22 protein-coding genes are annotated in these 25402 nt (G+C 67.4%); 3 read left to right on the forward strand and 19 right to left on the reverse strand.

The genetic code is table 11. The features are described from left to right. Positions 1-116: 116 nt before the first annotated feature. On the reverse strand, positions 117-3116 hold the full coding sequence (locus ABE85_RS09975) for a P-loop NTPase fold protein (protein ID WP_067273397.1): 3000 nt from the start codon (positions 3114-3116) through the stop codon (positions 117-119). Between the two features lie 122 nt (positions 3117-3238). Between ABE85_RS09975 and ABE85_RS09980 the strand changes: the two genes are divergently transcribed. Together ABE85_RS09980 and ABE85_RS09985 are read left to right on the forward strand one after the other, a co-directional pair. Next, positions 3239-4165: a 5'-nucleotidase, lipoprotein e(P4) family gene (locus ABE85_RS09980; RefSeq protein ID WP_067273399.1), complete on the forward strand. Its 927-nt coding sequence runs from the start codon at positions 3239-3241 to the stop codon at positions 4163-4165. Positions 4166-4179: 14 nt separating this feature from the next. Then, positions 4180-4686, forward strand: coding sequence for a hypothetical protein (locus tag ABE85_RS09985; protein WP_067273401.1), 507 nt, complete (start codon positions 4180-4182; stop codon positions 4684-4686). A 62-nt stretch (positions 4687-4748) separates the two neighbouring features. Here the strand turns inward: ABE85_RS09985 and ggt are convergent, their stop codons facing one another. Then, positions 4749-6368 (reverse strand): gamma-glutamyltransferase, encoded by a 1620-nt coding sequence (gene ggt / locus ABE85_RS09990; protein WP_231993369.1) that lies wholly within the window; start codon positions 6366-6368, stop codon positions 4749-4751. Between the two features lie 112 nt (positions 6369-6480). Here ggt and ABE85_RS26920 point away from each other — a divergent pair, with 112 nt between their 5' ends. Beyond that, the gene (locus ABE85_RS26920; protein WP_157522188.1) at positions 6481-8955 is read left to right on the forward strand and encodes a hypothetical protein; all 2475 of its coding nucleotides are present in this window, start codon (positions 6481-6483) and stop codon (positions 8953-8955) included. On the opposite strand, the gene ABE85_RS09995 is transcribed toward ABE85_RS26920, so the two are convergent. From ABE85_RS09995 to ABE85_RS10075, 17 genes are all read right to left on the reverse strand, one after another. Next, positions 8936-9454, reverse strand: a complete 519-nt coding sequence (locus tag ABE85_RS09995) for a DUF1178 family protein (RefSeq protein ID WP_067273406.1) — start codon at positions 9452-9454, stop codon at positions 8936-8938. The genes ABE85_RS26920 and ABE85_RS09995 overlap by 20 nt on opposite strands. A 12-nt stretch (positions 9455-9466) precedes the next feature. Further along, positions 9467-10132 (reverse strand): NUDIX domain-containing protein, encoded by a 666-nt coding sequence (locus ABE85_RS10000; protein ID WP_082938501.1) that lies wholly within the window; start codon positions 10130-10132, stop codon positions 9467-9469. After that, positions 10113-10448 (reverse strand): DUF2818 family protein, encoded by a 336-nt coding sequence (locus ABE85_RS10005; protein WP_067273410.1) that lies wholly within the window; start codon positions 10446-10448, stop codon positions 10113-10115. The genes ABE85_RS10000 and ABE85_RS10005 overlap by 20 nt, the downstream gene beginning before the upstream one ends. A 22-nt stretch (positions 10449-10470) precedes the next feature. Next, positions 10471-11952 (reverse strand): NADH-quinone oxidoreductase subunit NuoN, encoded by a 1482-nt coding sequence (nuoN, locus tag ABE85_RS10010; RefSeq protein ID WP_067273412.1) that lies wholly within the window; start codon positions 11950-11952, stop codon positions 10471-10473. Positions 11953-11964: 12 nt separating this feature from the next. Continuing rightward, the gene (locus tag ABE85_RS10015) at positions 11965-13434 is read right to left on the reverse strand and encodes an NADH-quinone oxidoreductase subunit M (RefSeq protein ID WP_067273413.1); all 1470 of its coding nucleotides are present in this window, start codon (positions 13432-13434) and stop codon (positions 11965-11967) included. 18 nt (positions 13435-13452) lie between these two features. Continuing rightward, a complete protein-coding gene (nuoL, locus tag ABE85_RS10020; RefSeq protein ID WP_082938502.1) occupies positions 13453-15513 on the reverse strand; it encodes an NADH-quinone oxidoreductase subunit L in 2061 nt (686 codons plus the stop codon). Between the two features lie 25 nt (positions 15514-15538). Continuing rightward, the gene (nuoK, locus tag ABE85_RS10025; protein ID WP_067273420.1) at positions 15539-15850 is read right to left on the reverse strand and encodes an NADH-quinone oxidoreductase subunit NuoK; all 312 of its coding nucleotides are present in this window, start codon (positions 15848-15850) and stop codon (positions 15539-15541) included. Beyond that, entirely contained in the window at positions 15850-16491 is a 642-nt protein-coding gene (locus tag ABE85_RS10030) for an NADH-quinone oxidoreductase subunit J (protein ID WP_067273424.1), read from the reverse strand. Before ABE85_RS10030 ends, nuoK begins: the two co-directional genes overlap by 1 nt. A 79-nt stretch (positions 16492-16570) precedes the next feature. After that, complete coding sequence (gene nuoI, locus ABE85_RS10035; RefSeq protein ID WP_255362648.1) at positions 16571-17053, reverse strand: NADH-quinone oxidoreductase subunit NuoI; 483 nt, start codon at positions 17051-17053, stop codon at positions 16571-16573. A 15-nt stretch (positions 17054-17068) separates the two neighbouring features. Further along, complete coding sequence (gene nuoH / locus ABE85_RS10040; protein ID WP_067273426.1) at positions 17069-18166, reverse strand: NADH-quinone oxidoreductase subunit NuoH; 1098 nt, start codon at positions 18164-18166, stop codon at positions 17069-17071. Between the two features lie 13 nt (positions 18167-18179). Then, positions 18180-20522, reverse strand: a complete 2343-nt coding sequence (gene nuoG / locus ABE85_RS10045; protein WP_067273428.1) for an NADH-quinone oxidoreductase subunit NuoG — start codon at positions 20520-20522, stop codon at positions 18180-18182. Positions 20523-20543: 21 nt separating this feature from the next. Then, positions 20544-21941 carry an NADH-quinone oxidoreductase subunit NuoF gene (nuoF, locus tag ABE85_RS10050; protein WP_067273432.1) on the reverse strand — a complete coding sequence of 466 codons (1398 nt, stop codon included), beginning with the start codon at positions 21939-21941 and terminating at the stop codon, positions 20544-20546. Positions 21942-21953: 12 nt separating this feature from the next. After that, complete coding sequence (nuoE, locus tag ABE85_RS10055) at positions 21954-22484, reverse strand: NAD(P)H-dependent oxidoreductase subunit E (RefSeq protein WP_231993274.1); 531 nt, start codon at positions 22482-22484, stop codon at positions 21954-21956. A gap of 11 nt (positions 22485-22495) precedes the next feature. Next, positions 22496-23752, reverse strand: a complete 1257-nt coding sequence (locus ABE85_RS10060) for an NADH-quinone oxidoreductase subunit D (RefSeq protein ID WP_067273436.1) — start codon at positions 23750-23752, stop codon at positions 22496-22498. Positions 23753-23754: 2 nt separating this feature from the next. After that, positions 23755-24351, reverse strand: coding sequence for an NADH-quinone oxidoreductase subunit C (locus tag ABE85_RS10065; RefSeq protein WP_067273439.1), 597 nt, complete (start codon positions 24349-24351; stop codon positions 23755-23757). Between the two features lie 19 nt (positions 24352-24370). Next, the gene (locus ABE85_RS10070) at positions 24371-24847 is read right to left on the reverse strand and encodes an NADH-quinone oxidoreductase subunit B family protein (protein ID WP_067273441.1); all 477 of its coding nucleotides are present in this window, start codon (positions 24845-24847) and stop codon (positions 24371-24373) included. Positions 24848-25028: 181 nt separating this feature from the next. Next, a complete protein-coding gene (locus ABE85_RS10075) occupies positions 25029-25388 on the reverse strand; it encodes an NADH-quinone oxidoreductase subunit A (protein WP_067273444.1) in 360 nt (119 codons plus the stop codon). Positions 25389-25402: the final 14 nt, after the last annotated feature.

A 25402-nucleotide genomic window follows, 5' to 3' on the forward strand; every position in this document is an offset into this window, starting at 1 on the left:
CGAAACGCTTGCGACGCTACCCGTTTAGAGGGATGTCGATCAGCCCCGAGCGCAGGGCGAGCGGCGCCCTGTCGAATGCGTCCACCCACCGGCCCGCAGGGCCCCGACGCGATTGGTCATTTGACGTCGGACCGGACGGAGGACCCGTTGCCGTCGCCTTCTTCCTCCGCAGTGGAATCGAAGGATTCTCCCGGCCGCATGTCGAGCGCCTCCGAGGCGCCCGGCATGCGGATCCCGTCGAGCAACCGCGCGAAGACCTCCACCTCTTCCAGACGCGGCGGCCATGCGGTCCCGAACAGCGCCACGTGCTGCGTGATGAAACGCGCCGCTTCCTCGCCCAGGGGGGCGTCTCCGGCGTCAGGGAACGCCGGCGCGTGGTCGACGGAATCAGTCTCCAGCGACGAGCGCAACCGCGCCAGCCAAGCGGGGCCCAACGCCTCGTGCAAAGCGCCCAGGGCCACGAGCTGCGGCGCCGCCAGCCGTCGATTGGGCCCGGCGCGCGAGGCTTCCACTGCCGAGGCCGATGCCACGTCGTCACCCTTCACGCGGAGACGGCGCAGCCGCGCACGCAGGTCGTCGAGCAGCGTGCGATCGCGTTCCTCGCCCTGCTGGAGCATCTCGAAATAGCGCAGCTTGTTGCCGAAGCGCTTCACCGCGCGCGGCGTGTGGGCGGACTCGCGGACCAGCTCGGTCCAGACCTTGAGCGCGTCGCGGAAGTCCTTGGAGTCGGTGGCCTCGCGATGGCGCCGGCTCGCCGCGCGCAGGAGCAGCAGTCCCGCCAGCGCGGCGCCCGAGTTCAGCACGCCGGCGACGATCCAGGCGTCCGCATGACTGCGCGCGCCGGCTTGCACGAGCACCCTCCCCGCAGGCTGTGCGGGGGAGCGTCCCCAGGCGAGCGCGGGGTCGGACGCCGTGAGACCCGGGGGCGGCGCTTGTTCCGACGTGGACGCATGCGCCCGATCCTGTCCCTGCTCCTTGCCCGGCGCATCGGGGCGCAGCAGCACCCCCAGGCTCACGCCTGCCGCCACCGCGACCGCGAGCGCCAGCCACATCGCGTGGCGGCGGATCCCCGCCATCGCCGCCCCCCGCCAGGATGACGCCGGCGCAGTTTCGGAATCGTCGGTCAGCAGCCGCCACGCCTCGTACGACTGCGCGGTGGGCACCTTGATCTCCAGGTTGATCAGCTTCTGCAGATAGTTGGCCGCATAGGCCAGTCGCTGCTCGCGCGCGGCCTGCTCGGGATCGGCGTTGGCCGCCGAGGCGGCGGCGCTCGCCAGTTCCCTGGCGATGCGCTCGAACGCGATCGCGAGCGCGGCCTGCACCTTGTCGGTCGCCATGCCGAAGAGCACGAAGCACTGCCCCGACGAGGTCAGGAAGTTCACCGCTTCCATGATCTCCAGCACGGCCTCGGGCCGGCAGCGGTCGAGGTCGTCGACGACAACGACGACACGCTCGGGCAGCGCATGGGAGACCTCGCCGAACTGCTCGGCGAAACGCGTGCGGAAACTGTTCTGCTCGGCGGCGAGCCGGGGCTTCATGCCTTGGAGCCCGCCCGCCAGCAAAGCCGCCGGATCGGCGCCGAAGGCCGTCAGCGCCTTGCGCAACGCGGCCAACGTGGTGCCCGCGACCGTCAGCAACGCGAGCCACTCCGCCCACGGCAATGGCGGCGCGTTCGTGGATGCCGTGGTGGATGCCGTCGTGGATGCCGTCGTGGACGCAGGCGTCGGCTCATCCGTCGACGAGGCCGTGGCCTTCGGCGACGCCTGTTCCGTGAGCGATCCCAGCGCCTGCCCGATGCGCTGGAGCATCCGCGTCTCCGCCGCCGGGTCGTTCATCCCCACGTGCAGCGTCACGAGCGCCGCCACCGCCGCACACAACAGCACCGTGAACACCCCATGCTTGCGCGAGCGCAGCCACAGCAGGCGCAGGCGGAAGCCGATCCCGTCGAGGCTGAGCCACGGCGGCAACGCCTGCTTGCTCAAGGCGCCCAGCAGCGCGGCGAAGAGGTGATCCTCCTTCTGGTGGTGCCAGGCGTTGAACCAGATCGGCCGCGTGCCGTGCTTGCGCAGATCTGCGCAGACGAGGCCCATCAGCGAACTCTTGCCCGAGCCCCAGTCGCCGGTGATGGCGAGCGTCAGCGGCGGCTCGGTCGCCGGATTGCGCAGGAAGCGGGAGATGCCCGCGGCGAGCGGCTCGAAGTTGAGCCGGTCCTGCTTAGGATCGGTCAGCGCCGCGTCCGTGGCAGGCGTGTCGGCCATGCCCGCCACACCGCCCGCGGCGCGACTGGCCTGCGTGAACTGCCGCCAGGCGCGCAGGAACACCGGCACCGACAGCAGCAGGGCGAGGCAGTACCAGGGGGCCGGATAACGCGCATAGACCCGGGGATCGCGCCAGCTGCGACCGCCGTCGCGCGAGGTCAGCAGCATGCCGCCATCGCCGACGGCCCAGCCCCGCAGGCCGCCTGCACCGATGTAGCCCGCACGCAGGCCCGCAGGCAGCGGCATCGGCGGTTGCAGGGATCGCCGCGGACGATCCATCGCCGCCCGGGCGTCCGCCGTGCCGAGGTCGCCAGGCTCCCACGACGCACCGCCGTTGCTGGTCCGGATCACGCGCGTGCCGCCGGTGTCCATCGCCCAGGCCTTCATGCCGTCGGCGCCGACGTGCAGCAGACCCAGGCCCGCGGCGGCGCCCGTCGTCTGGCGGCGCCAGGTCTTGCCGCCATCGTCCGTGCGCAGCACCGAGCCGCTCCGGCCCAGCGCCCAGCCGCGCTCATCGTCGTCAGAGAAGCCGACGCTCGTCAGCGGGTCGAGGGCCTGTCGCGTTGCCAGCGGCCCCGACGACCCCGACGCCCTCGAATATTCGGACAGCGCGTTTTCGGACGCCGCGTCCCCGCTGACATCGGGCAGGCGGAGGAACGCGTTGCGCTCGACGGGAAGACGCCACCAGTCCCAGAGGCCGCGGTCCGCGCGCGTGACCGCGAGTGCGGAGTCCACCGGCCCGGGCGGCTGCAACAACGCCGCGGCGCTGGCCACGACGCACCACATCAGACCGGTCCACAGCCAGACGCGGCCACCGCGGCGATGCGTCACAGGCGATCCGGCGGAAGGCGCTTCCATGGCGGGCAACGGAGGGGCGATCCCCACCGTATATCCCGAGCCCTGCGATGACGCATCACCAATTCGGATGACCCCGCGCCGCCGCACAATCCACGCGATCCGACCCACGAGAAAGCTCTCGCATGCGCTTCGCCACGACCCGAATCCACCCCCTCCGCACGGCGCTCGCCGCGCTCATCGCGGTGGGTTCGACGATGTCCACAGGCTCGATGGCCCAAGTCGCCCCGGCGGCCTCGGCGGCATCCGCCGTCGAGCCGCCGATCATCGGCCGCGAAGGCGTGACCGCCACCTTGTGGTTCCAGACCGCCGTGGAGCGGCAAGCCGCCACGCTCGCCGTCTACCGCGCCGCGACCGCCCGCCTCCCCGCCGCCCGCAAGGCCACGCGCGAGACCGCGTCGCTCGAGCAGGCCGAGCAAGGCGGCTTCGCCCGCAAGCCCCCGGCGATAGTGCTGGACGTCGACGAGACAGTCGTCGACAACTCGCCCTATGAGGCGTGGCGGATACTCGCCGGCAAGCCCTACGACAGCACGTCGTGGGCGGCCTGGGTGGCCTCCGCGCAGGCGACGGCGATCCCGGGCGCGCCGGAGTTCATCGCGCGCGCTCGCGCCCTCGGATTCCGCGTCGTTTTCGTCACCAACCGGACCTGCCCCGCCAATGGTCCCTATGGTGCCGATGGCGTTCATGTCTCGTGCCCGCAGAAGGCGCAGACGCTCGCGAACCTGGAGCGGGTGCTCGGCCGTGCCGTCGCCCCCGACGACCTGATGTTGCGCGGCGATCGCGCCGACTGGGCCGAGTCCGACAAGAGCGCCAGGCGCCTTGCGGTCGCGCGCACGCATCGCATCGCCATGCTCGTCGGCGACGACCTCAACGACTTCGTGCCGCGCGCGAAGTACGTCCCGCAGGACCACGCGACACGCTGGGGCCTCACCTGGGTGCCGATTCCCAATCCGACTTATGGATCCTGGGGCGACTCGCTGACACTGCCGCAGCGCTATGACGCGCTGAAGCCCTGGAGCGGCCCGGCCGCCGTCGAATCCGCCACCCGTTGAGCGAAAGAGTCTCCATGCTCGCCGTCCGTCCCCGTTCCCGCTCGCGCCACCTGTGGGGCGCCTCCGCCCTCGCCTTGCTGACGCTAGTCGCCGCCGGTGCCGTTCATGCCGTCAACGCCGTGATGCCGGAGCTGGCCCGGGATCCGATTCCGCTGGACCTGCACGTCGAGGTCAACCGCCGGGACGGCACTCCGCCGACGGACAAGCGCGTGTCCAAGATGCGCCTCGTCACCGAGGAAGGCAAGTCGGCGCTGGTCGTGCTCGGCGGTCGGCCGGATCAACCGACGCCGGACCAGGTCCACGTCGAGATCACCGCCAAGCGCCGCAACGACAGGCAGCTGACGCTGACCTTCGCCGTGTCCGAGGGCGGTCGGTCCTTGATGAAGAACACGGTCATCGTGAAAGAAGGCGTCGAGGCCACCGTCGGGTCGGCGCCCGACGACCTCAGGCAGAGCGAGGTGCTCATCCGCGTGCGCAGCATCACCCTGGCGGAGGTGCCGGGCTACAAGAGCGCCCGCTGACGTGCGACGGGCCCGGCGCCTTCCCGGCGACGGGCCCGTTTCCTCGTCAGCGTTCCCTCCGCTCAATACCCGGCCGCCAGCCCCGAGTTGCGCCGCGGATCATTCGCGCCGTAGAAGCGGTTGTTGCCCACCGGCTTGCCGTTCAAGGACGGCGCGCCGACGATGATCGCCGCGAGGTGGTTCGCCGGGTGCGGCGCGCCCAGCTTGTGGCCCATGCCCTCCAGCACCTTGCGCGTGTCCGGCGAGAACGCATACGGCTCCACGTTGGTCACGTCCGGCAGCCATTGCTGGTGGAAGCGCGGCGCGTCCACCGCCTCCTGCACGTTCATGTCGAAGTCGATCGCGTTGAGCATGGTCTGCAGCACCGCCGTGATGATGCGGCTGCCGCCCGGCGTGCCCACCACCATCACCGGCTTGCCGTCCTTGGTCACGATGGTCGGGCTCATCGACGACAGCGGCCGCTTCCCGGGCGCGATCGCGTTCGCCTCGCCCTGCACCAGGCCGTACATGTTGGGCACGCCGATCTTGGAGGTGAAGTCGTCCATCTCGTTGTTGAGCAGCACGCCGGTCTTCGCCGCCGTGACCTTCGCGCCGAACCAGTCGTTCAGCGTGTAGGTCACCGACACCGCGTTGCCCCACTTGTCCGCGATCGAGTAGTGCGTCGTGTTGCTGCCCTCGTGCGGCGCCACGCCGGGCTTGATGTCCATCGACACGCCCGCCTTCGCCGGATCGATCGCGGCGCGCAGCTTGGCCGCGTAGCCCTTGTCCAGCAGCCGCTGCAGCGGGTTCTTCACGAAGTCCGGATCGCCCAGCGTGCTGTTGCGATCCACGTAGGCATGGCGCATCGCCTCGATCTGGTAGTGCGCGCCCTGCGCCGATCCCCAGCCGAGCTGCCGCAGCGGGTAGCCCTCGAGGATGTTGAGCATCTCGCAGATGATCACGCCGCCCGAGCTCGGCGGCGGCGCGGAGACGACGTGGTAGCCGCGGTAGTCGCATTCGACCGGCGGCAGCTCGCGCGTCTTGTACTGGTCGAGGTCGGCCTGCGTCAGGATGCCCTTGCCCGCCTGGCTGGACCCGACCAGCGCCTTGGCCACCCAGCCCTTGTAGAAGCCGTCCGTGCCCTTGTTGCCGATCTCGCGCAGCGTCTTCGCCAGATCCTTCTGCACGAGCTTGTCGCCGGCCTGGAAGGGCTTGCCCTTGTTCAGGAAGATCGCGCCCGAGGCCGGGTCGGCCATGAAGTCCTTCGTGGCCGTCTGGAACATGTCGACGTCGCCCTGGTCCAGCGCGAAGCCGCGGTCCGCCAGCGCGATCGCCGGCGCGATCAGCGCGGGACGCTTCATCGTGCCGTACTTCTCCCGCGCGTACTCCATGCCCGAGACCGTCCCCGGCACGCCCACCGCGAGGTGCCCGTGCGTGCTCAGGCCCTTGATGACGTTGCCGTCCTTGTCGAGGTACATGTTGGCCGTCGCGGCCAGCGGCGCCTTCTCGCGGAAGTCGAGGAAGGTCTTGCGGCCGTCGGCCAGCTGGATCGTCATGAACCCGCCGCCGCCGAGGTTGCCCGCCGCCGGGTACACGACCGCGAGCGCGTAGCCCACCGCCACCGCGGCATCGACGGCATTGCCGCCGTCCTTCAGCACGTCGACGCCGACCCGCGTGGCGAGGTGCTGCGCGGTCACCACCATGCCGTTCTGCGCGGCCACCGGCGCGGCGGAGGCGGCGAAGGACGGTGCGATCGGCCCGAAAGCGAGAGACGCGGTCACCGCCACGGCACAGGTCAACAAACGGAAAGTCTTCATGAACCGGATCTCCCTTGATGAGTACGGACCCATTCCACATCCGTACGGCTTTGTCCGCAACCCTTCCATGATTCCTTTCTCTCTTTCGTCGGTCGATCTCCAGGACACGATCGGTTTCCGGGACGGCCTCCTGGACGCCGGGACGGCGTCCCCGGCCGCCGAGGACGCCCCGGCGCTGACCGAGCCGCAAATGGATGCGTTGAGAAGCGGTGCGCTGACCTATCTCGAGAGCGCTGAAGGAGAAGCCCTCCTGCAGGCCATGCGGAGCGATCTCTCCCTCCTGGCCCGATACGCGCGCGAGCACTGCCGCCCCGATGCGGCGTCGAGACTGGCGGCCCTGCCGCAGCGGCTGGACGCCGACTACGTCGCGCCCTTCTGGTGGGACGTGCTGGTCGAGGGCCGCCAACATCTGCGGGCACTGGCGCAGGCGATCACGAACGATCTGGTTCCGACCGAGCGGCGCTGCATCGCCTTGGAGAACCTGGCGGACGGGATAGGGAAGACCTGCGGCACCCGCCTGTCGGAAGAACTTCGGGTTGCGCTGACGCCCCTTCGCGGCTATGGAGGGGGACTCCGGACCGAGTACGCGCGCGTCTTTGAGCAGAGTCGCGATGCGCTCATCGTTCGTGAGTGCCGCCAGTTCAATGGCGAATCACCGGATGTGCACGGCGTGGCCCGTGTGCGGAAGGCGCTGCGTCGCCCGCCGCTGCAGTTGGGGCTGACGCTGCGGCACCAGTTCTCGTCACGCAGCTTGCGGCTGGCGGAGTCTCCCGACGTCGCTCGATGCCGCGAGGCCATCGAGCGGGAGTTGACGCCAGCCCATCTGGCCCGATTGCTGGCGGAAGAGTGCCTGGGCATCGTGCACGCGGCATTCCTCGATCGCATCAGGGGTCCTGTCGATCTGGCGAACGACACGCGGCAGTTGGCCATCCTCAACGAGGAAGTGGCCAAGGCCAGCCTGAGATTCGGTTCGCTGAACGTCACCAGTTTCATGGAACTGGATGACGATGCCTTGCCACGGCTGATCGACGACGCGGGCCTGATCGCCATCGACATCCGCCGCCACGCGGCAAGCCAGAAACTGGTCGGACCCGCCGAAGTGCGCCCGTTGCTGACCGTGGGCAACGGACCGTCCCGCGTCGTCTGGCGGGTGGTGGATGAGGCGCTGGATGAGCTCCTGCTCGGCGATGCCGGCGTCGAGGAGCATCAACCCGCCACATCGCGGCGGTTGTGCGACATGCTTGAGACCTGGCAGGCGTGTCCCGATCCGAGGCCGCCTCTGCCCTGGCTCCCTGAGCCGCTTCGACAACGGTTCCTGGTCGACCTGCTGCCGCGATTGTCTGCCGGGCTCATCGACTCATTGCCTGCGTCCTGGTTTCTGGACACGGCAACAGCGCAACGGGCCGGCATCGGCCCAGGCCCGTTGTCCATCAAGGACTGGCTTGAATCGGTCGATCCGGCCACGCTGGACGCCGAGGCCGCCGCGGCGATCTGGCGCTACCTGAGGCTGCATCCGGACACCGGCCAGGCGACGCGTGGCCTCTTCTTCCTGCGGCCGGAGCTGGCCGTGCCGCTGTGCGCGGGTGTCGCTTCGACGGTCGCGGCACTGTCGCGGATGGGTGCGGCACAACAGGCGCGAGAGGCTTCCGTCCTGATGGAGGGACTGGAGCCGGCGCTGAGGATGTTGTCCCAGGACGAATTCCGGGCGCTGCTGCGACACGACGGCCCGCTGCACGCATGGGCCTGGGCGGGCTTCAAGCAGCCGGAACTGCTCTCGCCGCTGCTGTCAGCGCTGGAACGTCTGCATCACTCGGGCACGATGCGAGACGACCACTGGGTCGACCTGTTCAACGTCGGCGATCCGGACCTTCGCAGCGATCTTCCGATGCTGCTTCGCGCCCAGGGTGAGGTCGACGCAGGCGGCCTGCCCGTCTTCGCGGACTGGCTGGAGTCGGTGGCGCCCCGCGTGCTCGGAGACGCCGCACTGCGGGCGCTGACGTTCCCGACGCTGCCAGACAGCCAGGCCGCGACCTGGATGAGACGCCAGGTCCCAGCCTACGCGCGAGCATCTTTCGAACGGTACTTGCAGACCCTGGAGCGTGGCATCGTCTCCGGACGTGTCGACATCTCCGACGTGATGCGGACGCTGACGGTCCGGAACGTCGGGGACACGCCCGGTATCGCCTATCTGTCGTCCCGCAATGGCATCGGTCTCGTCAAGATCGTCATCGAATGGGCGACGCGTCAGGTGCTCGCAGGCCGGATGCCTCAGGCGTGCCTGGAGCGTCTGATCATGGTGTGCGACACCGACCTGCCCAGGCAGCAGTCCCCTGCCGTCCACGACGGGGACTTGGGGCTGGCCCAGGCCGTCGCAGCCCTGTCGGATGCCGCCCGGCGGCAGTCGCCGAGCATCGGAGAGATGGCACGACCACGCATCGGCGCGGCCGAGGCCGCTAGTGTTGCGGCTCCTTGAGCGCGTCGGGCACCGGCAGTGCGACGATGGCTATGCCCTCGTCCGCAAGCTCGCGCGCCTCGTCCGGCGTCGCGCGGCCGCGGATGCCGCGCTCCTCGGCCTCGCCGTAATGGATGCGGCGCGCCTCGGTGGCGAACCGGTCGCCGACGTCCTCGGTCTTGGCCATCAGCGTGCGGACGGCCTGCAGGACCTGCTTCTGCAACTCGATCGCGATCGGCGGCACGCCGTCCGGCACGGTCGGCCCCGAGGGCACGAAAGGCAGCGACGGGGTCGAAGGCGACGTTTCCGATCCACTCGCGCGCGACGACTTCGACGTCGTCGGCTCGGCCGCCGAGGAGAGATTCAGCCGCGGCGCGCTCGGCATGCGCCGCACGGACGCGCTGTTGCACAGCGGGCAGCACAGGAGACCGCGCTCCTGTTGCGACTCGAAATCGGTGGCGGAGGCGAACCAGCCTTCAAAGGCATGGCCGGCCTCGCAGGCCAGGTTCAGTACCAGCATGATGGACCGATGCTAGCGGCTGGACGCCTCGTCCGCCGGCATCCAGTCCAATGGCCATGCACCGGCCCGCCAGCGCTGCAGCCATTGCAGGCAGACCAGCGTCTTCGCATCGGTGATGCGGCCGTCGAAGGCCATGCGGTCGAGCTCGTCCTCGGCCACCGGCAGCAGGTCGAGGAACTCCTCGTCGTCGAGCCGGCGTTCGCCGGCGATCAGGCCGCGGGCGAAGAAGATCTCGATGCGTTCGTCCGAGTAGGCGATCGCGTTGTGCATCACGCCGGCGTAGGCCCACTCGCGCGCGCGGAAGCCGGTCTCCTCGAACAGCTCGCGCATCGCGCAGCGCAGCGGCGTCTCGTCCGGATCCAGCTTGCCCGCGGGGAACTCCAGCACCACGCGGCCCAGCGGATAGCGGTACTGGCGTTCCAGCAGCACGCGGCCGTCGTCGAACAGCGGCACGATCACCGCGGCGCCCGAATGGCGGATGTACTCGCGCGTGGCCTCCCGGCCATTGGGCAGCGCGACGCGGTCGCGCTTCACCTGAAGAAAATTGCCCCGGAGGATCCAGTCGGACGCCAGCGGGGTTTCGCGCAGATGCTCGTCGTCGTCACCAGGGGCGGCCGGCGGGATGCCGATCACGCCCTCGTCATCGGGTCGGTTGGCTTCAGGCAGCTTCTTCGTCATCGAACTCTCGCACCTTGGCCCGCGAGCGGCGCAGGTAGCGCCACACGAAACCCGGGAAGCCCAAGGTCACGAACATCGCCAGCGCGGCGGCGTAGAACTCCCAGCCTTGCGGGAAGCGCTGGCCTTGCGTCGACTCCAGGCCGAAGCCCACGACCAGCGTCACCAGCGCGAGCAGGAACAGTTCCAGCAGGCGCCAGCCGCCGGCCTTGGGATCGCGGCGCGGCCCGACCAGCAGGATGCGCGAACTCAAGTACGGCAGGTTGGCCGCGACGAGCGCGACCACCAGCACCATCCAGACTGAAACGCCTTGATCCATGGTCGTGCTCTCCGGGGGACGATCAGTGCGCCAGCGCGCGGACGACGGCCTGCGTGCACAGCGCCAGCAGACCGCTCGGCACCAGGCCCAGCACCAGCACCGCGGCGCCGTTCAGCGACATCACCACGCGGGCGTCCGCGGGCGCCGTCACCGGGCTGTGATCGGTCGGTTCATCGAAGAACATGACCTTCACGACACGCAGGTAGTAGAACGCGCCGACCAGCGACAGCAGCACCGCGATCACGGCCAGCCAGATGTAGAGCGACTGACCCGTCGTGACCATCGCCTGCAGCACCGCCAGCTTGCCGTAGAAGCCCACCATCGGCGGGATGCCGGCCAGCGAGAACATGTAGATCGCCATCACGAAGGCGAACCACGGGCTGCGCTTGAACAGGCCGGCCAGATCGCTGATCTGCTCGGACTCGAAGCCCTGGCGCGCCAGCAGCATGATCAGGCCGAAGCTGCCCAGCGTCGTCAGCACGTAGCTGATCGCGTAGAACATGGCCGAGCTGTAGGCGTTCAGCGCGTGCATGTCCGGCTGACCGTTCACCACGCCCGAGGCCAGACCCAGCACGACGAAGCCCATCTGCGAGATCGTCGAGTAGGCCAGCATCCGCTTGAGGTTGCTCTGCGCGATCGCGGCCAGGTTGCCCACGACCAGCGAGGCCACCGCCATCACCAGCATCATCTGCTGCCAGTCGGTCGCCAGCGGCAGCATGCCTTCCACCAGCAGACGCAGCGTCATGCCCAGCGCGGCCAGCTTGGGCGCGCCGCCGATCAGCAGCGTCGCGGCCGTGGGCGCGCCCTGGTAGACGTCCGGCACCCACATGTGGAACGGCGCGGCGCCCAGCTTGAAGCCCAGGCCGGCCACGACGAAGACCACGCCCAGCACCAGCACGCCCTTGTTGACGGTGCCGGTCGAGATGACCTCGAACACGCGCGGGATCGACAGCGAGCCCGTGGCGCCGTACATCATCGACAGGCCGTACAGCAGGAAGCCCGAGGCCAGCGCGCCCAGCACGAAGTACTTCATCGCGGCTTCGGTCGAGATCGTGTGATCGCGACGCAGCGCCGTCAGCGCGTACAGCGACAGGCTCATCAGCTCCAGACCCAGGTAGGTGGTCAGGAAGTTGTTGGCCGCTACCATCACGTTGACGCCCAGCAGCACCAGCAGGCTGAGCGTGAACAGCTCGCCCTTGAGGATGTCGCGCGACTCCGCGTACGGACGCGCGTAGACCAGCGTGATGATCAGCGCGACGGCGCTGACGCCGCTCAGCAGGTGGCTCAGCGGGTCCACGACCAGCATGCCCTGCATCGTCTCGGTGGGCGCGTCGCCCATCGCGGCGAAGTGCATCACGCCGACCACCGCCAGGCTGAGCTGCGTCAGCCAGTAGGTCGTCGTGCGGCGCGGATCGGTGACGAACAGGTCCACCAGCGCGACCACGCAGGCCAGCGCCAGCAACAGGATTTCGGGATAGACCGCGACCCAGTTCATGTCGTTCATTGTGTTGGGCCCTTATTGGATCTTGGACACCGCGACGTGCTTGAGCAGCGCGTCGACGGATTGATGCATCACGTCGGTGAACGGCTTCGGGTACACGCCCATGTAGAGCGTCGCGATCGCCAGCACGCCCAGCATCAGGAACTCGCGGCCGTTGATGTCGGTCAGGTTGCGGACGTTGTCGTTGGTCACCGCGCCGAAGTAGACGCGCTTGATCATCCACAGCGTGTAGGCCGCGCCGAAGATCAGCGCCGTGGCCGCCAGCAGGCCGATCCAGAAGTTGTGGCCGACGGCGCCCAGGATCACCATCCACTCGCCCACGAAACCGGCCGTCGCCGGCAGGCCGCAGTTGGCCATGCCGAAGAACACCGCCAGCGCCGCGAACTTGGGCATCGTGTTGACGACGCCGCCGTAGTCGGCGATCTCACGCGAGTGCACGCGGTCGTACAGGACGCCGATGCACAGGAACATCGCGCCCGACACGAAGCCGTGCGAGATCATCTGCACCAGGCCGCCGGCGATGCCCAGCTCGTTGAAGATGAAGAAGCCCAGGGTCACGAAGCCCATGTGGGCGACCGACGAGTAGGCCACCAGCTTCTTCATGTCGCGCTGGACCATGGCCACCAGGCCGATGTAGATCACCGCGATCAGCGACAGGCCGATGATGAACCAGTCGTAGTGGCGCGCGGCGTCAGGCGCGATCGGCAGCGAGAAGCGCAGGAAGCCGTAGGCGCCCAGCTTCAGCATGATGGCCGCCAGGACCACCGAGCCGCCGGTCGGCGCCTCGACGTGGGCGTCCGGCAACCACGTGTGCACCGGCCACATCGGGACCTTCACCGCGAAGGCCGCGAAGAACGCGAAGAACAGCAGTGTCTGCGCCGACATCGGCAGCGGCAGCTTGTGCCACAGCAGGATCTCGAAGCTGCCCGACTGGCTGTACAGGTACAGCAGCGCGATCAGCATCAGCAGCGAGCCGGCCAGCGTGTACAGGAAGAACTTGAAGGCCGCGTACACGCGACGAGGGCCGCCCCAGACGCCGATGATGATGTACATCGGGATCAGCGTGGCCTCGAAGAACACGTAGAACAGCATGCCGTCAAGCGCGCAGAACACGCCGATCATCAGGCCCGACAGGATCAGGAAGGCGCCCATGTACTGGTGCACCCGCGTGTCGATCACTTCCCAGGCCGCGATCACCACGATGATCGAGATGAAGGCCGTCAGCGGGACGAACCACATCGAGATGCCGTCCACGCCCAGGTGGTAGTGGATGTTGAAGCGCGGGATCCAGGTCGCGACCTCGACGAACTGCATCGCCGCCGTCGAGGTGTCGAAACCGCTGATCAGCGGCAGCGTCACCAGGAAGGACAGCACGGCGCCGACCAGCGCCATCCAGCGCACCGCGCCGGCGTTGTTGTCGCGCCCGAGCGCGAGCAGGAGGCCACCGCAGACGATGGGCAGCCAGATGGAGAGACTTAGCAACATTCTTATTCTCCGCCCGCGTCAGAGGCCGAACAGGGCCTTGAATTGGGGCCCCATGTAAGGCCACAGCTGCCAGGTCATCAGACCGACGACACCCAGGATCATCACCAGCGCGTACCAGTAGAGGTGGCCGGTCTGGACCAGCCGCACCAGGCCGGCGACACCGCCCACCGTGCGCGCCGAGCCGTTGATCAGCACGCCGTCGATGACGGCCTGGTCCCCCGCCTTCCACAGGCCGGATCCGAGCGCGCGCGCGCCGCGGGCCAGCACGTTCTCGTTGAACCAGTCCATGTAGTACTTGTTCTCGAGGATCGTCACGATCGGGCGGAAGATGCGCGCGATCGCGGCCGGGATGGCCGGGCTGATCATGTAGAACCAGTAGGCCACGGCCACGCCGGCCACCGCCAGCCACAGCGGCAGCGTCTGCAGGCTGTGCACCGCCATCGCGACGGCGCCGTGGAACTCCTCGCCCAGCTCGCTCATCGCGTGATGGACCTCGTGGTTCACGAAGATCGAGTCCTTGAAGAAGTCGCCGTGCAGCATCGGCTTGATCGTGAAGAAACCGATCAGCACCGACGGGATCGCCAGCAGCACCAGCGGCACCGTCACCACCCACTTCGACTCATGCGGGGTGTGGTCGTGCGCGTCACCGTGATGGTCATCGTGATCATCGTGGTGGTCGTGCTCGCCCGGGAACGGCTTGTGGTGGAAGTTCTCCTTGCCGTGGAAGACCAGGAAGTACATCCGGAAGCTGTAGAACGCCGTCACGAAGACGCCGGCCACCACCGCGAAGTACGCGAAGCTCGCGCCCGGCAGATGCGAGGCGTGCACGGCTTCGATGATGGAGTCCTTCGAGTAGAAGCCCGAGAAGAACGGCGTGCCGATCAGCGCCAGCGAGCCCAGCAGCGAGGTGATCCAGGTCACCTTCATGTACTTGCGCAGGCCGCCCATGTTGCGGATGTCCTGGTCATGGTGCATGCCGATGATCACGGAGCCTGCGCCCAGGAACAGCAGCGCCTTGAAGAACGCGTGCGTCATCAGGTGGAACACCGCCACCGAGTAGGCCGAGGCGCCCAGCGCCACCGTCATGTAGCCCAGCTGCGAGAGCGTGGAATACGCGACGACGCGCTTGATGTCGTTCTGGATGATGCCCAGGAAGCCCATGAACAGCGCCGTGATGGAGCCGATCACCAGCACGAAGCTCAGCGCCGTGTCGGACAGCTCGAACAGCGGGCTGAAGCGCGACACCATGAAGATGCCGGCCGTCACCATCGTCGCCGCGTGGATCAGCGCCGAGATCGGGGTCGGGCCTTCCATCGAGTCCGGCAGCCACACGTGCAGCGGGAACTGCGCCGACTTGCCCATCGCGCCGATGAACAGGCAGATGCAGGCCACGCTCAGCATCATCCACGGCTCGGCGCCGAAGGGATTGGCGAAGCCGATCTTGGCCAGTTCCGCCGACTTGGCGAAGGTCTCGGTGTAGTTCAGCGAACCGCCGTAGGCCACCAGCAGGCCGATGCCCAGGATGAAGCCGAAGTCGCCGACCCGGTTCACCAGGAAGGCCTTCATGTTGGCGAAGATCGCCGTGGGCTTCGTGTACCAGAAGCCGATCAGCAGGTAGGACACCAGGCCCACCGCTTCCCAGCCGAAGAACAGCTGCAGCATGTTGTTGGACATCACCAGCATCAGCATGCTGAAGGTGAACAACGAGATGTAGCTGAAGAAGCGCTGGTAGCCGGGGTCTTCCTCCATGTAGCCGATGGTGTAGATGTGCACCATCAGCGAGACGAAGGTCACCACGCACATCATCATCGCGGACAGGCCGTCGATCATGAAGCCGACTTCCATCTTCAGGCCGCCCAGCACCATCCACTCGTAGACGGTCTGGTTGAAGCGCGCGCCTTCCAGCACGGCCTGCAGCGTGATCACCGAGATGATCAGCGCCACCAGCACGCCGAGGATGGTCACCACGTGGGCGCCGCGGCGGCCCACCTGCTTGCCGAACAGGCCCGCCACGATGGCGCCGGCGAGCGGCGCCAGGGGCACCGCCAGCAGCATGTTCTGAGAGAGTGTTGCAGACATTGTTTTTCTCGCTTCCTGACGCTCGTCAGCCCTTCAGGGCGTCCAGCTCTTCCACGTCGATGCTGCTGCGGTTGCGGAACAGCACGACCAGGATCGCCAGGCCGATGGCCGACTCGGCGGCCGCCACGGTGAGGATGAAGAACACGAACACCTGGCCGGCCATGTCGCCCAGGTAGTGCGAGAACGCCACGAAGTTCATGTTGACCGCCAGCAGCATCAGCTCGATGGCCATCAGCAGCACGATCAGGTTCTTGCGGTTCAGGAAGATGCCGATCACCGACAGCGCGAACAGGAACGCGCCCAGGATCAGGAAATGGTTCAGGCTCAGCGCACCCATCACGCGGCTCCTTCGTTCTTGTCAGCCGCCGGCAGGGACGGCGCTTCGACGGTCGGGGCGACCTTGACGATGCGCAGGCGGTCCGCCTTCTTCACGCGCACCTGCTGCGAGGCGTCCTGGTGACGCGAGTCCTTGCGGCCGCGCAAGGTCAGCGCGATCGCCGCGATGATCCCCACCAGCAGCAGCACCGCGGCGATCTGCACCGGGAACAGGTAGTTGGTGTAGATCTCGATGCCCAGCAGCTTGGTGTTGCCCAGCTGCGCCATGTTGGGGATCTCCGGCGCGTTCTCGACGCCGCGGAAGCCGCCCATCAGCACGGCCGCGATCTCCAGCGCGATGACCGCGCCGACGAGGCTGGCCACCGGCAGGTGCTTCCAGATGCTCTCGCGCACGGCGGTGGACTCGAAGTCCAGCATCATCACGACGAACAGGAACAGCACCATCACGGCGCCGATGTAGACCAGCACCAGCGTGATGGCCAGGAACTCCGCCTTCAGCAGCATCCACAGACAGGAGGCGCTGAAGAAGGACAGGATCAGGAACAGGGCCGAGTGCACGGTGCTCTTGGCCGTGATGACACGGACGGCGGAGCCCAGCAGCACGGCCGAGAAAACGTAGAAGAGCGCGGTAGTGATATCCATGCGATGTCCTGCAAGCAGGCCGCCGGTCGCGGTCCTCTCCCCTCCCCTGTCGGCGAGGTGGAGCAGACCGCGCGACCGGTCAGCGGTACTTGGCGTCGGCCTCCTTGCTGGCTGCGATCTGCGGCTCGTACCGGTCCCCCACCGCCAGGAGCATCTCCTTGGTGAAGTACAGGTCGCCGCGCTTCTCGCCGTGGTATTCGAAGATGTCGGTCTCGACGATGGAGTCGACCGGGCAGCTCTCTTCGCAGAAGCCGCAGAAGATGCACTTGGTCAGGTCGATGTCGTAGCGCGTGGTGCGGCGCGAGCCGTCCGCGCGCACCTCGGATTCGATCGTGATCGCCATGGCGGGGCACACGGCCTCGCACAGCTTGCAGGCGATGCAGCGCTCTTCACCGTTCTCGTACCGGCGCAGCGCGTGCAGACCGCGGAAGCGAGGAGACAGCGGGGTCTTCTCTTCCGGGAACTGCACCGTGATGTTCTTCGAGAGGAAATGCCGGCCGGTGAGGGCCATGCCCTTCAGCAGCTCGGTGAGCATGAAGCTCTTGACTAGGTCCTTGATCACAGCGGATACCTCGGATTACTTCCAGATATTGAACGGCGACTGGATCCACAGACCCACGACCACCAGCCAGATCAGCGTGATGGGGATGAAGATCTTCCAGCCCAGACGCATGATCTGGTCATAGCGATAGCGGGGGAACGTGGCGCGCACCCACAGGAAGCAGGTCACGACGAAGAAGGTCTTGGCGAACAGCCAGAACCAGTTCCAGAACGCCATCGAGTGCTGGATCCACGCGGGGGTGTCGAGGCCGAACAGGCTCCAGGACACCGGGGCCGACCAGCCGCCCAGGAACATCAGCACCGCGAGGGCCGACACCAGGATCATGTTGGCGTACTCGGCCAGGAAGAACATCGCGAACGACATGCCCGAGTACTCGATCATGTGACCGGCCACGATTTCCGATTCGCCTTCGACGACGTCGAAGGGGTGGCGGTTCGTCTCGGCCAGGCCGGAGATGAAGTACACCAGGAAGATCGGCAGCAGCGGCAGCCAGTTCCAGGACAGGATGTTCACGCCGTGGGACGCGAACCAGCCCTGCTCCTGGCTCATCACGATGGCGCTGACGTTCATCGAGCCGGTCACCATCAGCACGACGACCAGGCAGAAGCCCATCGCGATCTCGTACGAGACCATCTGTGCCGAGGCGCGCAGCGCGCCCAGGAAGGCGTACTTCGAGTTCGAGGCCCAGCCCGCGATGATCACGCCGTAGACCTCGAGCGAGGTGATGGCCATCAGGAACAGCAGGCCGGCGTTGACGTCGGCGATCGCGGCGCCGGGGCCGAAGGGCACGACCGCCCAGGCGGCCAGCGCCGGCATGATGGTCATGATCGGGCCGAGGAAGAACAGGCCCTTGTTCGCGGCGCTCGGGACGATGATCTCCTTGAAGATCAGCTTCACGGCGTCGGCGATCGGCGTCAGCAGGCCCAGCGGACCGACACGGTTCGGACCCGGACGGATCTGCGACCAGCCGATGGCCTTGCGTTCCCACAGCGTCAGGTAGGCGACGCAGCCCAGCAGCGGCAGCAGCACGGCGATGATCTTGAGCACGCTCCAGACCACCGGCCAGACCACACCTCCCAGCAGCGAGGCGCCGGCGTTATAGAAGTTTTCCATCGTCGTCTCGTCCTCAGGCCTTGGTCACGGCGATCGCGCCGGTGAACGCGCCCAGCGCGGCGGTCTCGGGGATGCCGGCGGGAATGCGCACCACGGTCGCGGGCAGCGATGCGTCCAGTTGCGCGGCCAGCACGGCCTCGCCGCCGTCCTGCGTCACGCGCACCTGCGCACCCTTCTCGGCCAGGCCGAGTTCGGCCCACAGCGCCTGCGGCAGCGAAGCGATCGCCGCATCACGGCCGTCGCGGGTCAGCTGCAGCGAGGTGGCGCGGCGCACCAGCGCGTCGGTCGCGTAGATCGGCACCGTCGTCAGGCGTTCCAGGCCTTGCGCCGCTTGCACGGGCGCTGCGGCGGCGGACTGCGCCGACACCGCGTTGCCCAGGCGGTTCGCCAGGTCCAGCGACGAGCCCAGCGCCGCGGTGCGGACCTGCTCGGAGCTGTCGAAGTCGAAGCCCTGCAGGCTCAGCAGGTTGCCCAGCACGCGCAGGATCTTCCAGCCCGGACGGGTCTCGCCGCGGGCCTTGGCCACGCCGACGAAGCTCTGCAGGCGGCCTTCCGCGTTGACGAAGCTGCCCGAAGTCTCGGTGAACGGGGCCATCGGCAGCAGCACGTCGGCGAACTCGACCACCGGGCCGGTCTTGAACGGCGTCAGGACGACGACCATCTCGGCCGCGTTGATCGCCTTCTTGGCGGCGGCGGCGTTCGCGCCGTCCAGCACCGGATCGGTGTTGAGCAGCAGCAGCGCCTTGGCCGGCTGGTCGTTCAGCAGCTGGGCTGCCGTGCGACCGCCCTGCCCCGGACGCGCGTTGACGAGCTGCGCGCCGACGCTGTTCGCGGCGGCCGACAGCACGCCGACGGTGGCGCCGGTCTGCTCGCCGATCCAGTTCGCCAGCGACAGCAGCGTGGCGGCTTGCGGATGCTGGATCGCGGCGTTGCCGATCAGCACGGCCTTGCGCTCGCCCGACAGCAGCGTGTCGGCGATCGCCTTGGCGGCGTCGGTCGCATTGCCGGACGCGGGAGCGCTGACGCCCTTCGCCGCGCCGATGGCGGCGGCGACGTTGGCCAGCTCAGCGACCCAGGTCGACGGCGCAGCGGTGATCGCAGCGGCGACCGGCATCTTCCAGTCTTCGACCGAACCGGCCAGCGACAGGATCTGCGCACCGCGGCGGGCGGCCTGACGCAGGCGCTGCGCGAACAGCGGGTGGTCCTTGCGCAGCGACGAGCCGACGACGAAGGCGCGGTCCAGTTGCGACAGCGACGCGATCGACGTGCCCAGCCACAGCGCCTTGCCGTCCGCGGCACGCAGCGCCGGGTCGGCGACGCGCAGCTGCGTGTCGATGTTCTCGCTGCCCAGGCCGCGCACCAGTTGCGCCAGCAGGTGCAGTTCCTCGACGGTGCTGTGCTCCGAGCCCAGCGCGGCGATGGACGCGCCGCCCTTCTCCGTCTTGACCTGCTTCAGGCCGTTGGCGACGTACTCGAGCGCGGTGGTCCAGTCGACCGGCTTCCACTCGCCGCCCTGCTTCAGCATCGGCGTGGTCAGGCGTTCGTCGCCGTTCAGCGCTTCGTAGGAGAAGCGGTCGCGGTCGGCGATCCAGCACTCGTTGACGGCTTCGTTCTCCAGCGGGACGACGCGCATCACTTCGTTGTTCTTCACCTGGACGATCAGGTTCGCGCCGGTCGAGTCATGCGGGCTGACGCTCTTGCGACGCGACAGTTCCCAGGTGCGGGCGCTGTAGCGGAAGGGCTTGCTGGTCAGCGCGCCCACCGGGCAGATGTCGATCATGTTGCCCGACAGCTCCGAGTCCACGGTGCGGCCGACGAAGGTCTGGATCTCGCTGTGCTCGCCGCGGTGCGCCATGCCCAGCTCCATCACGCCGGAGATCTCCTGGCCGAAGCGGACGCAGCGCGTGCAGTGGATGCAGCGGCTCATCTCTTCCATCGAGATCAGCGGGCCGACGTTCTTGTGGAACACCACGCGCTTCTCTTCCGAGTAGCGCGAGGCGCTGGCGCCGTAACCGACGGCCAGATCCTGCAGCTGGCATTCGCCGCCCTGGTCGCAGATGGGGCAGTCCAGCGGGTGATTGATCAGCAGGAACTCCATCACGCCCTGCTGGGCCTTGATGGCTTTCTCGCTCTTGGTGCGCACGATCATGCCTTGCGTCACCGGCGTGGCGCAGGCGGGCAGCGGCTTGGGCGCCTTCTCCACGTCCACCAGGCACATGCGGCAGTTGGCCGCGATGCTCAGCTTCTTGTGATAGCAGAAGTGCGGGATGTATGCGCCGGCCTTCTCGGCGGCATGCATCACCATGCTGCCTTCGGGCACTTCGACCTTCTGGCCGTCGAGTTCGATTTCAACCATAGTTCTTCTCAGCGGCTCCGATCAGGCGTGCGCCGGCGACTTCGCCGTGGCGGACGGGGACGACGCGGCGGGCGCCTTGTTCTGCTGGGCCTGTTCGATCATCGCGATGAACTCGCCCTTGAAGTGCTTCAGCATCGCGCGCACCGGCATCGCCGCGGCGTCGCCCAGCGCGCAGATGGTGCGGCCCTGGATGTTGTCGGCCACGGAGTTCAGCAGGTCGATGTCCTCGACGCGGCCCTTGCCGTGGGCGATGCGCTCGATCACGCGGTGCATCCAGCCCGTGCCTTCGCGGCAGGGCGTGCACTGGCCGCAGGACTCGTGCGCGTAGAAGTAGGACAGGCGCAGCAGGCTGGTGACCATGCAGCGGGTCTCGTCCATCACGATGACCGCGCCCGAACCCAGCATTGAGCCGTTCTTGGCGATGGAGTCATAGTCCATCGTGCACTGCATCATGACGTCGGCGGGCAGCACCGGGGCGGACGAGCCGCCGGGGATGACCGCCTTGAGCTTGCGGCCGCCGCGCACGCCGCCGGCGAGCTCCAGCAGCTTCTCGAACGAGGTGCCCAGGGGGATCTCGTAGTTGCCCGGACGCTCGACGTCGCCGGAGATCGAGAAGATCTTGGTGCCTCCGTTGTTGGGCTTGCCGACTTCGAGGTAGGCCTGGCCGCCGTTGCGGATGATCCAGGGCACCGCCGCGAAGGTCTCGGTGTTGTTGATGGTCGTCGGCTTGCCGTACAGGCCGAACGAGGCCGGGAACGGCGGCTTGAAGCGCGGCTGGCCCTTCTTGCCTTCGAGCGATTCCAGCAGCGCGGTTTCCTCGCCGCAGATGTAGGCGCCGAATCCGTGGTGGCCGTGCAGCTGGAAGCTGAAGTTGCTGCCCAGGATGTTGTCGCCCAGGTAGCCGGCCGCGCGGGCCTCTTCCAGCGCGGCTTCGAAGCGTTCGTACACCTCGAAGATCTCGCCGTGGATGTAGTTGTAGCCGACCTTGATGCCCATCGCGAACGCCGCGATCGCCATGCCTTCGATGACGATGTGCGGGTTGAACATCAGGATGTCGCGGTCCTTGCAGGTCCCCGGCTCACCCTCGTCGCTGTTGCAGACCAGGTACTTCGCGCCCGGGAACTGGCGCGGCATGAAGCTCCACTTCAGGCCGGTCGGGAAGCCCGCGCCGCCGCGGCCGCGCAGGCCGGAAGCCTTCACTTCGGCGATGACCTGGTCGGAGGTCATGCCCTGACCCTCGCCCTGGGCGAGGATCTTGCGCAGGGCCTGGTAGCCGCCGCGCGCCTCGTAATCCTTCAGCGACCAGTTCTTGCCATCGAGGCCCGCGTAGATCTGCGGGGTGATGTTGCGGTCGTGGAAGCAGGTCTCGGCACCCGTGGCCTGCCACTTCGAGAGGTCGATGTTCGCGATGTTGGTCATCGTCCAGGTCCCTCAGTTCTTGTTCGCTGCGTGGTGCGCTCTGAGCGCATCCACCAGCTCATCCAGACGCTCGGCGCTCATGAAGCTCAGCATCTGGCGGTCGTTCACCAGCATCACCGGCGAGTCGGCGCAGGCGCCCAGGCACTCGCTCTGCTGCACGGTGAAGACGCCGTCGGCGGTCGTGCCGCCGGCCTCGACGCCCAGCTTCGAGCACAGGTGGTCCAGCGCCTTCTGGCCGTCGCGCAGCTGGCACGGCAGGTTGGTGCAGACGTTCAGCTTGAACAGGCCCAGCTTGCGCTGGTTGTACATGTTGTAGAAGGTCGTGACCTCGTAGACGGCGATCGCCGGCATGCCGAGGTACTGCGCGATCGCGTCTTCCGCCTCGCGGGACACGAAGCCCTGCTCCTGCTGGACGATGGACAGGCAGGCCATCACGGCCGACTGCGCCTGCTCGGCCGGGTACTTCGCGACTTCGCGCGCGAAGCGGGCCGCGGTGGCCTCGCTCAACACGAACCCGGTGCTCACAATTTCAGTGCTGCTCATGCGGTCACCACTCAACGGTCAATTTCACCGAACACGATGTCCATCGTGCCGATCACGGCCACCGCGTCGGCAATCATGTGTCCGCGGGCCATCTCGTCCAGCGCGGCCAGGTGCGAATACCCCGGCGCGCGGATCTTCAGCCGGTACGGCTTGTTGGCGCCGTCGCTGATCAGGTAGATGCCGAACTCGCCCTTCGGGTGCTCGACCGATGCGTAGGCCTCGCCCTCGGGGACGCGGAAACCTTCGGTGAACAGCTTGAAGTGGTGGATCAGCTCTTCCATGCTGGTCTTCATCGCCACGCGGCTCGGAGGAGCGACCTTGTGGTTGTCGGTGATGACCGGACCCGGATTCGCCTTCAGCCACTTCACGCACTGCTGCACGATGCGGTTGGACTGGCGCATCTCCTCGACGCGCACGCAGTAGCGGTCGTAGGTGTCGCCGTTGGTGCCGACCGGGATGTCGAAGTCCATCCTGCCGTACACGTCGTACGGCTGCGTCTTGCGCGTGTCCCACGCGATGCCGGAGCCGCGCAGCATCGGGCCGGTCAGGCCCAGGTTGAGCGCGCGCTCGGGCGTCACGACGCCGATGCCGACCGTGCGCTGCTTCCAGATGCGGTTGTCGGTCAGCAGCGTCTCGTAGTCGTCGACGTTGGCCGGGAAGCGGTTGCAGAAGTCCTCGATGAAGTCCAGCAGCGAGCCCTGGCGGTTCTCGTTGAGCTTGTCGATCGCCTTCTGGTTCTTGATCTTGCTGACCTTGTACTGCGGCATCGAGTCCGGCAGGTCGCGGTACACGCCGCCCGGACGGAAGTAGGCCGCGTGCATGCGCGCGCCCGAGACCGCCTCGTACATGTCGAAGATGTCCTCACGCTCGCGGAAGCAGTAGATGAGGATGTTCATCGCGCCGCAGTCGATGCCGTGCGCGCCCAGCCAGAGCAGGTGGTTCAGGATGCGGGTCAGCTCGCCGAACATCACACGGATGTACTGCGCGCGCTCCGGCACTTCCAGGCCGAGCATCTTCTCGATGGCCAGGCAGTACGCGTGCTCGTTGGACATCATCGACACGTAGTCGAGGCGGTCCATGTAGGGCAGCGACTGGATGAAGGTCTTGGTCTCGGCCAGCTTCTCGGTGCCGCGGTGCAGCAGGCCGATGTGCGGATCGGCGCGCTGGATCACTTCCCCGTCCAGCTCCAGCACCAGGCGCAGCACGCCGTGCGCGGCCGGATGCTGGGGTCCGAAGTTCAGGGTGTAGTTCTTGATTTCGGCTGGCATGCTCACAGGCCCCCGTAGTTGTCTTCGCGGATCACGCGCGGCGTGATCTCGCGCGGCTCGATGGTCACCGGCTGGTAGATCACGCGCTTCTGCTCGGGGTCGTAACGCATCTCGACATGGCCCGTCACCGGGAAGTCCTTGCGCATCGGGTGGCCGATGAAACCGTAGTCCGTCAGGATGCGGCGCAGGTCTTCATGGCCTTCGAAGATGATCCCGTACATGTCGAACGCTTCGCGCTCGAACCAGTTGGCGGCGTTCCAGATCGGCGTCACGGCGGCGACCGACGGGAAGTCGTCTTCCGGCGCGAAGACCTTGACGCGCACGCGCCAGTTCTTGTTGATCGACAGCAGGTGGGAGACGACCGCGAAACGCGCGCCTTCGTAGGCGCCGTCCTTGTAGTCGGAGTAGTCCACGCCGCACAGGTCGATCAGCTGCTCGAAGCGCAGCTCCGAGTGGTCGCGCAGCAGCTTGGCGACGTTGAAGTAGTCCTTGGCCGCGACGGTGATCGTGATTTCACCCAGCTCGCGCTTGAACGCGACGATCTGGTCGCCCAGCACGCTGTGCAGGGCCGCCTGCAGGGTGTCGAGTTTGATGGTCATGAGGTCTGCCTGCTTCTGCTCAGCGAGCGATGGTGTTCTCGCGGCGGATCTTGGCCTGCAGCTGCAGGATGCCGTAGAGCAGCGCTTCGGCGGTCGGCGGACAGCCCGGGACATAGACGTCGACCGGGACGATGCGGTCGCAGCCGCGCACGACCGAATAACTGTAGTGGTAGTAGCCGCCGCCGTTGGCGCAGCTGCCCATCGAGAGCACCCAGCGCGGCTCGGCCATCTGGTCGTAGACCTTGCGCAGCGCCGGCGCCATCTTGTTGCACAGCGTGCCGGCCACGATCATCAGATCGGACTGGCGCGGACTGGGACGGAACAGCATGCCGAAACGGTCGATGTCGTAGCGGGCGGCGCCCGCGTGCATCATCTCGACCGCGCAGCAGGCAAGACCGAAGGTCATCGGCCACAACGAACCGGTCTTGGACCAGTTCACCAGCTTGTCCAGCTGGGTGGTCATGAAGCCTTCCTTCATTACGCCTTCGTTACCCATATCGAATTCCCATCTTTCGAGATCAGCGGAGAAGGCACGTCGGACTGCGCGCTGCGTGAAAGCCACGCTAACGCCGCGTTGACGCGTTGCCCTTCCCTAACGGACACGCGCCCTGAACGGGCGCCGTGTCCTGAAGCATTCACGGATCCGGCGCGTCATCGCGGATCCGCCCATCGGGTCGTCACTCCCAGTCGAGCGCGCCCTTCTTCCATTCGTAGGCGAAGCCCACCACCAGGATGCCCAGGAAGAGCATCATCGCCCAGAAGCCTGCCGGACCGATCTCGCGCAGCGAGACGGCCCACGGGAACAGGAAGGCGATTTCCAGATCGAAGAGGATGAAGAGGATGGCGACGAGGTAGTAGCGCACGTCGAACTTCATGCGCGCGTCTTCGAAGGCCTCGAAGCCGCACTCGTAGGGGCTGTTCTTTGCCGCGTCAGGGCGACGCGGGCCCGCCAGGAAGCCCAGCACTTGCGGAGCGATACCCACTCCGCAACCGACCAGGATGAAAAGGATGACGGGCAGGTATTGTTCCAGGCTCACGACTTGCTCTCGTT

Origin of the sequence: Mitsuaria sp. 7 (assembly GCF_001653795.1) — a bacterium.
In the GTDB taxonomy this organism is placed as follows: Bacteria; Pseudomonadota; Gammaproteobacteria; order Burkholderiales; family Burkholderiaceae_C; genus Roseateles.